Origin of the sequence: Acinetobacter sp. KAM396 (assembly GCF_021602765.1) — a bacterium.
In the GTDB taxonomy this organism is placed as follows: Bacteria; Pseudomonadota; Gammaproteobacteria; order Pseudomonadales; family Moraxellaceae; genus Acinetobacter; species Acinetobacter towneri_A.
This window is the reverse complement of sequence record NZ_BPPH01000017.1, coordinates 36,374-50,259: the sequence shown is the minus strand read 5'-3', so window position 1 is coordinate 50,259 and position 13,886 is coordinate 36,374. Positions and strand designations below refer to the sequence as shown.

The 13,886-nt window shown below is 40.3% G+C and carries 9 protein-coding genes and 1 pseudogene; 6 read left to right on the top strand and 4 right to left on the bottom strand.

The window, feature by feature from the left end; translation table 11 throughout:
* Positions 1 to 110: 110 nt before the first annotated feature.
* Together L6C30_RS09730 and L6C30_RS09725 are read left to right on the top strand one after the other, a co-directional pair.
* Positions 111 to 1,770 (top strand): annotated as a pseudogene (locus tag L6C30_RS09730) (hypothetical protein); the annotation flags it as partial.
* A gap of 14 nt (positions 1,771 to 1,784) precedes the next feature.
* Positions 1,785 to 3,209 carry a hypothetical protein gene (locus L6C30_RS09725; protein WP_236163200.1) on the top strand — a complete coding sequence of 475 codons (1,425 nt, stop codon included), beginning with the start codon at positions 1,785 to 1,787 and terminating at the stop codon, positions 3,207 to 3,209.
* A gap of 59 nt (positions 3,210 to 3,268) precedes the next feature.
* On the opposite strand, the gene L6C30_RS09720 is transcribed toward L6C30_RS09725, so the two are convergent.
* The 4 genes from L6C30_RS09720 to L6C30_RS09705 all read right to left on the bottom strand — a co-directional run bounded on the left by L6C30_RS09720 (position 3,269) and on the right by L6C30_RS09705 (position 10,041).
* Positions 3,269 to 4,984 carry a proline--tRNA ligase gene (locus L6C30_RS09720; RefSeq protein ID WP_236163201.1) on the bottom strand — a complete coding sequence of 572 codons (1,716 nt, stop codon included), beginning with the start codon at positions 4,982 to 4,984 and terminating at the stop codon, positions 3,269 to 3,271.
* Positions 4,985 to 5,105: 121 nt separating this feature from the next.
* The gene (locus L6C30_RS09715) at positions 5,106 to 8,210 is read right to left on the bottom strand and encodes an efflux RND transporter permease subunit (protein ID WP_236163202.1); all 3,105 of its coding nucleotides are present in this window, start codon (positions 8,208 to 8,210) and stop codon (positions 5,106 to 5,108) included.
* A gap of 63 nt (positions 8,211 to 8,273) precedes the next feature.
* On the bottom strand, positions 8,274 to 9,407 hold the full coding sequence (locus L6C30_RS09710) for an efflux RND transporter periplasmic adaptor subunit (RefSeq protein ID WP_019837499.1): 1,134 nt from the start codon (positions 9,405 to 9,407) through the stop codon (positions 8,274 to 8,276).
* A gap of 52 nt (positions 9,408 to 9,459) precedes the next feature.
* Complete coding sequence (locus L6C30_RS09705) at positions 9,460 to 10,041, bottom strand: hypothetical protein (protein WP_236163209.1); 582 nt, start codon at positions 10,039 to 10,041, stop codon at positions 9,460 to 9,462.
* Between the two features lie 338 nt (positions 10,042 to 10,379).
* On the opposite strand from L6C30_RS09705, the gene pilG reads away from it, so the two are divergent.
* Genes pilG through L6C30_RS09685 form a run of 4 tightly spaced genes read left to right on the top strand, consistent with a single transcriptional unit; the run spans position 10,380 to position 13,829 of the window.
* Positions 10,380 to 10,763 (top strand): twitching motility response regulator PilG, encoded by a 384-nt coding sequence (gene pilG / locus L6C30_RS09700; RefSeq protein WP_004975524.1) that lies wholly within the window; start codon positions 10,380 to 10,382, stop codon positions 10,761 to 10,763.
* A 36-nt stretch (positions 10,764 to 10,799) separates the two neighbouring features.
* Positions 10,800 to 11,168, top strand: a complete 369-nt coding sequence (locus L6C30_RS09695) for a PleD family two-component system response regulator (protein WP_019837497.1) — start codon at positions 10,800 to 10,802, stop codon at positions 11,166 to 11,168.
* Between the two features lie 3 nt (positions 11,169 to 11,171).
* Positions 11,172 to 11,708: a chemotaxis protein CheW gene (locus L6C30_RS09690; protein WP_019837496.1), complete on the top strand. Its 537-nt coding sequence runs from the start codon at positions 11,172 to 11,174 to the stop codon at positions 11,706 to 11,708.
* A gap of 45 nt (positions 11,709 to 11,753) precedes the next feature.
* On the top strand, positions 11,754 to 13,829 hold the full coding sequence (locus tag L6C30_RS09685) for a methyl-accepting chemotaxis protein (protein ID WP_236163203.1): 2,076 nt from the start codon (positions 11,754 to 11,756) through the stop codon (positions 13,827 to 13,829).
* Positions 13,830 to 13,886 lie beyond the last annotated feature (57 nt).

The window sequence follows — 13,886 nt, the reverse complement described above, 5'->3', positions numbered from 1 at the left end:
TTTCTTCTTGGTCTACGTGCCATAAAATACTCCATATATTGATGTTTATAACATCATTTGAGGAGCAGAATATCACTTATAGGAGTTGTTCAAATTTACGGATCCATCTCTATATGTACATTGATGCCGATGAGGGATTGGTCTTTACCACTAAAAATGGCACCACTGACCATTTTGTGAATCTTGGACGAGTGAAAGACTTAAGTGATGTTGCTAGTAGCCGACAAAATGCAACTAACCCTGGGGTCAATATTGACTTGCGTTATGATGATAAAAATTTAATTCGCTTTGGTGCATCAGGTGCGGTAAGCAATGCGAAATTGTTTTTTAATGGGCATCAAAAAAATGTTGCCAATTTTGACGTTTCGAATAAGGTCAATGGTGTAATTGAAACTAAAAATACCGCAGTTACAGGCTACGATACTGTGGTGGGACAAGGTGGTTTGCATTTAGGCTTATCTGCCGATTTTACCAATCAAAATACGACAGGTTTGGCCACAGGGCAATTACCAACAACTTTAGAAATTGGGCACACAGGAAAAGGCAGTTATGCGGTTGAATTTTCGAATTTAAGACCGCTAACCACACGTGATGCACAAGGTAATTTACACAATAAAAATGCCTTTATCGATTTTGGCGATATTTATATTAATACCGTACAAGCGAAAAACCTCAATTTTTTAGTCAATGAAAATATTAAAAATACTATTGGTGCAACCAGTCCTATTTTAAACCAGTTGCTATCGAGTAAGCTTGAAGGTGACCAGTTTTCACTGATCGCTGTTCGTGGCATGGACTTTCAGTCTATTGCAGCCAAAGCTAGAATTATTTCTGACAACTCTTTAAATGAATTGACAGGAGATGGTGGTTCTTGGGGTATTGGGATTCCAATTTATAATTTAAATGCCAATGTGGCTTTGTCGGGTAAACAATATCTGTCACCTTATGATGGAACGAACAAAACCGGAATTGGTTATAACGCTATTGTTTCTACCGAAGGTTATGGCATTTGATTCAAAAACTGGGTTACCAAGTACCACTTCTATTATCTTAATTGATGGGCAAAAAAGCCTGCATGCTGGTGAAGCTGTCAACTATTATGCTGGTTTAAGAAATATTGATGCATTAATTCAGTCCGATGGTGTGATTGGTTATGAAGATGAAGGGATTTATATTCGTGCAGATCATTTATTGGTTGCAGCAAAAGCTGAGTTAGCGATTGGACAACTACCGGGTTCAAAATACAACTGCGTCACAGGATCAACTAAATGCGGTGGCTTTATACCTTATGATAATTTCTCTAAGAAAGATGATGTGTTGACCACAATCGCTTTTAAATTAGATGGAAATGGTGAGTTGTTGGTGATTCCTGGAATGGATCCAACCGATACTAATCCGAACTCAAACTTTTTGTCTTTTGATGCGAACTTTAAGTTTAGAAGTCTAGATAGCACAGAACAGGCAGATCCCAAGAATTTAGGTAGTTATTTTAGTTTGATTAATGAAGATCAAGTGAATAATGAAACTGTTCAAACTTCTTCAATAAACTTGAATCGAATGGAAGGTCATATAGGTGTTAAAGGAAAAGTAGTCGTCAGTGCAGATACGGTCACTTTAGACAATCAAGTTAAATTTAATTATAAAAATGATATTGCTCAACCCTTTAAAACAAACTTTGCAATGTCTACCAATGGCAATATGCAGAAAATCGCATCTGTCGCGCTTACAGGTGGAACCATGCGCAGCACATTCGGCATTACGCCACGCTAAAGGATAGAAATAAAATGAAAAAAACAATTTTAGTTGCATCTATTTTAAGTACAGCTTTTTCATTCAATTCTGCTCAAGCGATGCAGGCTTTAAATGATGATCAGTTATCTCATGTACAAGGTCAGGCACTTTTGAACCTGATGACTGCGACAGATCAATCACAAGGGCTCAACTTTTATAAGCTGAGTGTTGATGCACTCATGGAGCTCAATGCCAACATTAAAACGCTACAATTGGGTTGTGGTGGTGTAAATAATGCGATTGGTAGTAAAGCGGGATGTGATATTGATATTTCCAATATTGCATTAAGTGGCTTGAATGAATCTTATGATTCAACAGGTAGTCCAAAGTTTAATGGTGAACGTGCGGGTACTAGTGCGCAAATTACTAATCCATTTATTGAATTTGCGATTAGTGGAAATAGTGCGTCAACACGTGAAGTGGTTGGTTTTCGCTTAGGTGCTGAAGAAATTTTAGGTCTACTGACTTTGGGTACAGATAACCTACAAAACCCCAATGACGGGATTAAAAGTTTTAGTGGTTATATGAAAATGGCACAAACTCAAGGTCATTCATTTACTGAGCAAGCGACATTTGGTATGACCGATGATGAAATTATTTCTGGTCGTTTAAAGGCTTTGGGGCAAACAAGACAGTTTCATAGTAAGCCATTTACAAATGGTGTTAGAACAGAAGGGCATACAGGGATTACAGTTCCTTCTATGAAAGTAGATTTTACTATGCCAGAAACGGTGGTTACGGGTCAACGTATGACTGCTGCCAAAGTGAGTGGTATTCGCTCTTCTATTCCTTCTATTCCTTTAGCTGTTGCAGAGCCGGGTAAGAGTTTACCGGGTAGTGTTCAAGGAACTCCTGATTTCTCTCAAGACCAGCTTTATGTAGAATTCCCTGCTTTATTATTTGGTTCTCTTGGGACACACTCATTCTTTAAAATGGCAGCAGGCTCGAGTTTGGATGAACTTAATATGGATATTACTTTTGTTCAAGCTTTGAATATGATTCACAATATTCCACTCAATGGCACAGGAGGGTATTTATCTCTGCAAAGTAAACCTGTGCATTGGCAAGGAGCCGATCAGGGTGATGTTGCTCAACAAGGGTGGTGGATGTCTTTTAAAGAACCTATACAACTGGGATATTTAGCAACAACAGATAAGGTTGATATTTCTGCGGTATTACCACAAGTAGCTACAGCGATTAGTGACTATTTGCTCAATAAATCCGAACCAATTGATGTTGGTGCTTTTGAGGCTTTAGGTTCTTTGGCTGGCGTAGCTGTTGAAAAAAAATTGAATATTAATGTAGGTCAATTTACGAATTATGCAACAGGAAATCCAGCTACGATTACATTAAAGGATAAGCTTTTAAATAACCAAAACGTTACCCCTAACTGTTATGGTGGTATGAAATTCTGTTAATCCCAAATGAAAAAATCCCGCAACTTGTGCGGGATTTTTTTTATGTTTAGTGTTTAACCTTATTTAGCAATTTTGATGAGTAATTCTTCTTTCGTTAGGTTGCTAGATTCAGCATCACGACGACCTTTATATTCAAAAGTACCTGCATCTAAACCTTTCTCACCAATCACAATACGGTGCGGAATACCTGTAAGCTCAAGATCAGAGAATTTCACCCCTGGACGTTCATTACGATCATCCAGTAATACATCATAACCTGCGGCTTGAAGTTCAGCATAAAGTGCTTCTGCTGCTTCTAATGTACGTGGTGATTTATGTGCGTTCATTGGCACAATCGCAATTTCAAATGGTGCGATGGCTGCAGGCCAAATAATTCCTTTATCATCAAAGTTCTGTTCAATGGCAGAGGCAACCACACGGGTAACACCAATCCCATAGCATCCCATGGTAACAGTAAACGGTTTGCCATCTTCACCTAATACTTTGCAGCCCAACGCTTCTGAGTATTTAGTACCAAGCTGGAAGATATGACCGACTTCAATACCGCGTTTAATTTGCAGAGTTCCTTTCCCATCGGGAGATGGATCGCCCTCAACGACATTACGTAAATCATAAACTTCAGTATATTGTGCATCGCGCTCCCAGTTTACACCTGTTGCGTGTTGATCAACTTGGTTTGCACCTGCAACGAAGTCAGACAATACCGATGCAGCACGGTCTACAATCACAGTTATGCCTTTTTCGACCAAACCTTGTGGACCCACAAAGCCAGCAGTTAAACCTAACGCTGCAATTTGTGCATCGGTTGCAAAAGTAAGTGGTGCAGCAATTTGTGAATGCTTTTCTGCTTTAATTTCGTTGAGTTCATGGTCACCACGCAAGAATAATGCAATCACAGGCACTTGACCTGACTCATCAGCAACACCTTGAACCAAAAGCGCTTTGACTGATTGGTTGCTATTTGTGCCTAAAAATGCAGAAACTTCCGCAATGGTTTTTTGGTTTGGTGTATCTACAATGTTGAGTTCTTGCGTTGCAGCAGCACGTTTGCCCACCAAAATGGCTTCAGCCATTTCAATATTGGCTGCATAATCAGATTCTGTAGAGAAGGCGATATCATCTTCACCACTTGAAGCTAGAACGTGGAATTCATGTGAACCAGAACCACCAATAGAACCTGTATCTGCTTGTACTGGGCGGAAGTCTAAACCTAAGCGTGAGAAAATACGACAGTATGTGTCGTACATGACATCATAGGTTTCTTGTAGGGAGGCTTGATTGGTATGGAAAGAATAAGCATCTTTCATAATAAATTCGCGTGAACGCATTACCCCAAAACGTGGTCGAATTTCGTCACGGAATTTAGTTTGAATTTGATAGAAGTTAATTGGCAATTGCTTATAGCTTTTTAATTCATTACGTGCCAAATCAGTAATGACTTCTTCATGTGTTGGACCAAGTACAAAAGGATTGTCGTGGCGGTCTTTGAAGCGCAGTAATTCAGGACCATATTGCACATAACGCCCTGATTCTTCCCAAAGTGAAGCCGGCTGAGTGACAGGCATAAATGTTTCTAATGCGCCTGCGCGGTTCATTTCTTCGCGAACAATAGCTTCAACTTTATTTAGCACACGTACACCCATTGGCAGCCAAGTATATAAACCTGAAGCCAATTTACGAATCATACCCGCACGTAACATCAGCTGGTGAGAAATCACCTCGGCATCGTTTGGGGTTTCTCTTAACGTAGCAAATAAAAAGCGACTCGCGCGCATGGAAACTGTCCTAAAAAATGAAGCGTTAAATGGAATTTTTTAAAAGCCAGATTATACAATAAAAATCGGGCTAAACTTGCGTTAAATTTAGACCGACGATTGTGTGAATTTGTGTGAGACTTTAAGAGATCAGTTTACGTGTTTGACGTAACATAAAATTTTTAAAATCATCTAAGTAGGTGAAAATAACAGGTACGACCACCAAGGTGAGCAGGGTAGATGTCATCACTCCGCCAATGACTGCATGTGCCATTGGTGCACTTTGTTCACCGCCTTCACCCAAGCCAAGTGCGAGTGGCACCATTCCCATCACCATTGCACTGGTGGTCATTAAAATAGGGCGTAAACGGGTTTTCCCTGCAGTAATAATTGCATCATAACGTGATTCGCCCTGATCCATGGATTTTTTAATAAAATCAATCAGTAAAATCGCATTTTTGGTGACCAACCCCATCAGCATAATAATACCGATAATAGAAAACAGGTTCATGGTCGAGTTAAAAATAAACAGTGCCAAGAATACCCCAATCAGTGATAAAGGCAGAGAAGCCATAATCGCTGCAGGGTGAATGAAACTGTTGAATTGTGAACCTAAAACGATATAAATAAACACAATAGATAGGGTAATTGCAGTCAGCGCATAACCTGCAGATTCAGCCATGTCAGCATTGGCACCTTGTGTATCGAAGCTATAACCTACAGGTAATTTATAATTGTCCTGAATTTTTTGAATGTCGGCACCAATGTCACCTGCAGGACGTCCTGCGGTGTTTGCTTCGACCAAAACTTCACGGGCTAAATCACGGCGGTTGATTTGTGCTGCACCTAAACTTTCCTCAAACTTTGCCACACTCGCTAAAGGTACTAAAATATTTTGTCCATTGGCATCAGTTTTTTGTGAAGTTAAATACATATTTTGCACATCGCTCGGCAAGCTACGACGGTTTTCTGTAAGGCGAACATTAACATCGTAGGTTTCGCCATGTTCATCTTGCCATGTAGTGACATCATCCCCTGCAATGAGTGGTCGGATAATATTGGCAATTTGATTCACCGATAGCCCCAAATCGCTAGCAAGCACGCGGTTTATATGAACACCTAATGTAGGTTTAGGGGCTTTTAGCGAGCTTTCTAAATCGACAATACCCTCCACCTGAGCAATTTCTTTCATAAAGCGGTCAGAAATTTTTTGTAACTCTGCTAAATCAGGACCTTTAATGGACACCATCACAGGTTTTTGCCCCCCCGAAACTGTTTCATCGGCAGATGCGACAGAGGTGATGGTGATGCCTGCAATACTTTGTAGACGCTGGCGGAATTCGTTATTGAGTTCTGTCAATGTTTGTTCACGTTCATGACGTGGGCTGACAGTTACACGTAAATTAATATGATTTTTCCCGCGATCTGTCACGCTGTTAATGGCTGCGTAAGTTGCACGAACTTCAGGGTGTTGACGAATGATTTGATCTACTTGTTTTAATTTTGTTTGTGAATATTCAAGTGAGGCATCCACAGGTGTTTCAAATTTAATCCGAATTTCACCTTTGTCAGGTACAGGTACAAATTCTGTACCAATCAGTTTAGATAATCCGAGTGCGGCAAATAATGAAGCTACGGCAATCAATAAGGTACTAACACGAAATCGTAGCGCTAATTTTAAAAGTTTTTCATAATGATGACTTAAATTGTCGAGTTTGTTGGAAATCCAGTTTAAGAAGTGTTTTACCCGTCCAGGTTGTTTATTGGGATTGGGTTTTTCTGCCCAATGTGCAGACAGCATTGGGTCTAGGGTAAAACTGACAAACATGGAAATCAGTACGGCAGTACTGACGGTTACACCAAATTGATAGAAAAAACGTCCGATAATCCCGCCCATAAATGCTACAGGTAAAAATACCGCAACAATGGTTAGCGTGGTGGCTAAAACCGCCAAGCCAATTTCTTTGGTGCCATCCAAAGCAGCAGTGACATGGTCTTTGCCCATATCGGCATGACGCACGATATTTTCACGAACCACAATTGCATCATCAATCAATAAGCCAATACTGAGCGAGAGCGCCAGTAAGGTCATCATGTTGATGGTAAAGCCAAATGCCCAAATAAAGGTGAGTGTACCGAGTAGGGCGATGGGCAGGGTCAATCCTGTAATGGCGGTAGAACGGAATGAACCGAGAAACAATAGTACAATCAGGACGGCTAGAATCGCACCCTCAATAATGGTGCGCGCTACATCACGGATACTGCCTCGAATCCCTTTAGAAGAATCCGCCACGACTTTTGCAGTCATGCCTGCAGGCAGTTGGGTTTGAATACGTTCCAAGGTTTTGTAGGTGTTATCGACCACTTCAATGATATTAGAGTCTGAGCTACGCAAGATATCGACAGCAATCGCAGTTTGCCCATTTAGAAACGCACTGGTTTCCAGCTCTGCTTGACTGTCTTGAATTGTAGCCACTTGTTTTAAAAAGATTGGCGCACCATTTTTATTGGCAATAATTAAATCGCCAAAAGCCAGAGGGTGAATGACTTTGGATTGAATTTCGACCACCAATTCACTATTGGCTTGTTTGAGTGTACCGCCTGGAACTTCAATATTTTCAGCTTTGAGGGTATTGATCACCTGATCCACACCTAAGCCAAAACTCATTAATTTTTGTGGATCGACCTCAATTCGAATTTGTCGCTGTGCATCCCCCAATAAATTGACAGTTCCGACGCCAGACACAGTGCGCAGTTGTGGCACAACCTGTTGATCTAAATAGGAACTTAAATCCCGCAAGGACATTTGTGAGGATTCAAAGACAATCGACAGAACCGCATTAGCAGTGGGGTCGTAGCGCTCCACCACAGGGTCTTGAATTTCATCTCGAAAGCCTGCACTGACAGACGAAATTTTATCGCGTACATCTTGTGCTGCCACTGCCGAAGGAACATCTAAATTAAATTCGGCTATAATGGTAGATAACCCTTCACTGGATTGTGAAACCAGTTGTTTGAGTCCAGAAATGGTGTTGATCTGATCTTCCATTTTCTTGGTGATTTCAGATTCAACTGTTTCAGGTGATGCACCCGGATAACTGGTATAAACCACTACAAACGGAAAATCGACGTCAGGAAATTCTTCCACGCCCATACGTTGCCATGAAGCCAAGCCAAGCACCATTAGACAAAACATCATCATGATGGTAAAAACGGGATACTTGACGCTAACTCGGGTAAACCACATAACAACGATCCTGATTTTTTATTTATTGGACATCTGCACTACTGCATTGAGATGAAATTCAATTTATTGAGGGTTATTTTGAATGATCACCTGCTGCTGAATTTGATCGGGGTTGAACACCACTCGACTGACTAGATCACTGCTCTGTAAGCCTTGAATCACAGCAGTATTGTCACTATAGCGCTGTTCTAAAACTGTGATATCCACGCGGGCAATTTTTTGATCTCGAATCACCCAAACATAAGGTTTGTTTTGGATATCGTGAATGGTATTGAGTGGGATGATTTGCCCTGAAATAGTGCTTTTCGCTAAAATATGACCATCCACAAATGCCCCAATACTTAAAGAAGGAAGACGCTCAAGCGGGGTCGCAAAAAACTCAATTTGACGACTGGCTAAATCTGCTACAGGGGAAACGCGACTAATTTGTGCATTAAATATGTTTGCTTGGCCTTGAAGTTGATATTCAATTTTTTGACCAATTTTGAGTGCGGCTTGTAATTCGCTTGGTAATTTTGCTTGAATTTCTAATTGCTTCGGATCGACGATTTCAAATAAGGTTTGTCCTGCAGCCACAGTTTGCCCAGGCTCAACTTGACGTTCTGTAATGATGCCATGAATAGGGCTGGTAATTGTGCCATCTTGATCGGCTTTTAAAGCGATATCAACATTGGCTTGTTGCGCGCGTACACTTTCCATTTGTGCACGGTAATCTAGCTGACTTTGCTCATATTCCACTTGCGAAATAAAACCCTGATCGAGCAAACGCTTTTTTCGTTGCATCATGTTGCGAGCTTGGTTGGCTTGTGCTTGCGTTGCAGCTAAATTGGCGCGAGCTTGAGCCAAACGTGCAGCATTATCCTGATTATTCAAGCGTAGCAAGGTTTGACCACGTTGTACGCTATCGCCCACTTTGACATAGACTGAAGTTGCTGTGGCAGTCACCTGTGCTTGAATACTGCTTTGATTGACTGCACGTACTGTGCCTGTAAAGGCAGTTTTACTAATGGCACTGCCTTGTTGGGGTGTCACTAAATCTTGTTGAATTAATTCTATTTTTTCTGGTGTGGGAGCAACATTTTCTGTTTCATTTTTTTGGCAGGCAGAAAGAAATACACATAACCCAAGTGTACTGATCCGAAGAAGTGGCAAAGGTTGTTGATTAAAAATGAATGAGATACGCTGTGCAATGTGCATGCATATTTGTCCTTATTTTAATGTCAAAATGACAACGCAAAAAAAGCCAGCCCTATTCTAGGGCTTTGAGGCGTTGAATAATTCTGTCGTATTCTGCTTGGGTATTTCGATAGCTTGTTTGTAAAGATTGAATCATGTCTTTTTTTAATTCAATATTTTTTAAGTTATTGTCTAAATTGGTTTTCAGTTGTAGTGGTACAGGCTTAACTTTACGTAAATACTCCATTTCCTGACGTTTAAAACTAATACGGTCAGTTTGGAGTTGCTTGAGTTGTTCTTGTTGAAAGCTAATTTGCTTTTTAATGTGCGCTAAAGTGTTATTTCTCTTAATGGTGGCAGTTTGACTGTTGGTATAGGCTTTTTTTAGACGCTGGTCCGACTCACTCTGACGTGCTTGAGCAGCACGTTGTGGTGCTTTTTTAATATCGGTTTCAGTATTATAGGGACGAGCACGCTGAATCACTTGCATGTTCCGATCCAAAGCCTCATAGCCATAGCGGATATGATTGGGGGTCACATTGCTGCTAATATTGGCTACGCCTTTTTGATCATAATAACGATACCATACTGCTTTATTTTGAGTTTCAGCCATCAATTGAGCAGAGGGAAACAGAAGCAACGCTAGCATCGCCATTTTGAACGACTTTTTGTTTTGTTTTAATTTGACAGCGAGTAATTGTGCAAAATAAGTGCTCACGTTGTCCCCCAAATGAAAGTTGACTAAATTACTTAAATTAAACGTAATATATAGTGTTATATTAGATCAAAATTAGAAATTAAAAAAACACAACCGATAAAAAAATATCGATGGTCACCAGAAAGTGTGAGTGATTTGGTGATAATGGTGTAAAAGTGTAGCTTCGAGCTAAATATGTTCATTGAAACTACAAGTAAAGATATGTTAAAAATACGATCAATGTGTAAAAATTTCTACTCAGTTGCTTGTACAAACAAAATGGGAAGGGTCATTGAATGGACGATAAATTCCAAAATCTAAAAGTCATGGTGATTGATGATTCAAAAACCATTCGCCGTACAGCCGAAACGCTCTTACAACGAGAAGGTTGCGAAGTGGTTACCGCAGTAGATGGATTTGAAGCTTTATCCAAAATTGCAGAATCAAATCCTGATATTGTGTTCGTAGATATTATGATGCCGCGCCTAGATGGTTACCAAACGTGTGCCTTAATTAAAAACTCGCAAAATTACCAAAACATTCCTGTGATTATGCTATCTAGTAAAGATGGTTTATTTGATCAAGCTAAAGGACGTGTTGTGGGTTCTGATGAGTATCTGACTAAACCATTTAGTAAAGATGAATTATTAAACGCCATTCGTAACCACGTGACAGCATAATTATTAGTTAGTTAGATAGATTTATTGGGGAAAATAATGGCTCGTATTCTTATTGTAGATGATTCACCTACAGAAACATTCCGCTTTAGAGAAATCTTGACCAAGCGTGGGTTTGATGTCATTGAAGCAACGAATGGGGCAGATGGCGTGACCATGGCCCAAGCTGAATTACCAGATTTAATATTAATGGATGTAGTTATGCCAGGCGTGAACGGCTTTCAGGCAACACGTCAAATTTCGCGTGGTGATACTACTAAACATATTCCAATTGTAATTGTGAGTACCAAAGATCAGGCCACCGATCGTGTTTGGGGAAAACGCCAAGGTGCAAGCGATTACTTAACTAAGCCTGTTGACGAAAAACAATTAATTGATGTGATTAATCAACACCTTAATGCAGGATAAGTTATGGCTGCAAATGGTTTTATTGAATTACTTCGGCTATCTAAACGTGGAAACAAAAACTACGTAAGTACCGAAAATGAGGTAAACCGCTGGTCTGGTATTGCTTTTGAAATGATGGGGCAATATTTCGTTGCTCCATTAGGAGAAGTTTCTGAGGTGATTTATCCACCGAAATACACGCCAGTACCTAATACCCAGCCTTGGGTAGTGGGTCTAGCGAATATTCGAGGAAGATTACTTTCAGTTTCAGATTTGGCACATTATGTTTCTGGGCAAAGTAGCCAATATTCACCTACTCAAAAGGTAATGTGTATTAGTCATAATGACCATTATGTCGGTTTAGTTGTAGATCAAGTTTTGGGTATACAGCACTTTAATAAGAAAAGTTTCTTTTCTAAACACAATGATTTAGATAGTAATTTACAAGAATATTGTCAGGGGTATTTTCACCAACATAACCAACAATGGCATGTTTTCTTATTGAGTCGTTTATTGCAAAACCCAAAATACATGAACGCATCTATAAAATTTATAAATTAACTGTCGCGCACCTAAAAATGAAGGCGTCAATCGGGGAGAAGCTGCATGGGCTTTAAACTTAAAAAGAAAAATTCAGGCGAAGAAACCGTCCGTAAAGCAAGTGGTCCAGGTTTTTTTGCAAAACTACAGGCGCGAACAGAAGAGTTTGCGAGTGTATTTGGCGAAACAGAAAAATCTAAGCCACTTATTTTAGGTGCAGCTTTTTGTATCCTCTTATCGCTTTTCCTGTTGCTATACCTTTTTTATAGTGTGCCGCGTAATAACGACTTTACCCGTAGTTTGGGTGAATTACGTCTGTTATCACAAACCATTTCACGTCAAGCAACTGAAGCCACGGCATCAGGTACACCTGAATCGATTAAAAACTTAACAGATTCACAAAAAGCCTTTGCTGCTAATTTAGAAACAGTGAAAGACATTCATGCAAATACAGATACCTTGCGCGAAGTAGAAACACAGTGGAAATCAATTTCTGAAAATATTGATTTGATTGCTTCACAACAAAAAATTATTAACCAGCTTTATGACACGAGCATTGCAATTGGTGAAACCATTCCAGGTATTCAGGCGGAATATAATTTGATGGTTGACCAAATGGCACGTCAAGACATGCCAAGTAGCCAAGTGGTTATTGCCAAGAACCAAGTGTTCATTGCAGAGCGTATTTTACGTTCAATCAGTTCTGTATTGACAGGTACAGACAGTTCTCGTGAATCTGCAGATGACTTTAGTGCCGATACAGAAACGTTTGGTGCTTACTTAGCAGCGCAGTTAAATGGTAGTGCAGAACTGGGCGTACAGCGTATTACTCAAGAAGATTTACGTAGTTCATTAGAAGGCATTCAAGCAGAATATGAAGATGTATTGAAATCTGCGGCTGCAACGGTTTTAAAGAACTCATCACAAATTGTAAAAGTACGTCAGGCATCATCTTCTATTTTTGACCAGTCAGATAAACTTTTAACCAATTTAAATAAATTGTCTGGCAGTTCGGGTTGGTCGATTGCGATTCCTGCAATTGGATTGATTGCAGCATTACTTGCATTCTTGTTCTGTGTATTCAAGTTACTTAGTTTACGTGGTGAAGCCGATAAAGCTCGAGTGGTTCGTCTACAAGATGAATATGACCGTAACCAAAACGCGATTTTACGTTTACTTGATGAGATTGCTGACCTTGCGGATGGTGACCTGCGTTCTTATGCAACAGTATCGGAAGACTTCACCGGTGCTATTGCCGACTCGATTAACTTTGCGATTGACCAATTACGTGACCTAGTATCTCGTATTCACGAAACATCGCACGAAGTTGCACAATATACGGCAACCACACAGAACATTACCAACCAGTTAGCAGAAGCATCTGAGCATCAGGCGCAAGAAATTGCAGGTGCATCTGCCGCTATTAATGAAATGGCTATGTCAATTGACCAAGTATCTGCCAACGCCGAAGAATCAGCAGCGGTAGCAGAACGATCAGTACATATTGCATCGAATGGTGCAGATGTTGTAAACCGTTCAATCGAAGGTATGGATATTATTCGTGAGCAGATTCAAGAAACCTCAAAGCGTATTAAGCGTTTGGGTGAATCTTCACAAGAGATTGGTAACATTGTTGCCTTAATTAATGATATTGCTGACCAAACTAACATTTTGGCATTAAACGCAGCAATTCAGGCATCTATGGCGGGTGAAGCTGGTCGAGGTTTCGCAGTCGTAGCCGACGAGGTACAGCGTCTAGCGGAACGTTCAGCATCTGCAACTAAGCAGATTGAGACACTGGTAAAAACCATTCAGACCGATACCAACGAAGCCGTAATTTCGATGGAACAAACCACATCTGAAGTTGTACGTGGTGCGAACTTATCTAAGGATGCGGGTGTTGCACTGGATGAAATTCAAACGGTATCGAGCAACCTTGCGAAATTGATTTCTAACATTTCGGATGCTGCAAAACTTCAGTCGGCTTCTGCTGGTCACATTGCAACCACGATGAACGTTGTACAGGAAATTACCTCACAAACGACCAGTGCAACTTTTGATACTGCACGTTCGGTATCTGAGTTAGCCAACATGGCAGAATCATTACGTGAATCTGTAACTGACTTTAAACTACCTGAATAAGCGGGATTCCAGCTTGGGGAAAGGTGTACCTATACACAGTTATGGGTACACCATCAT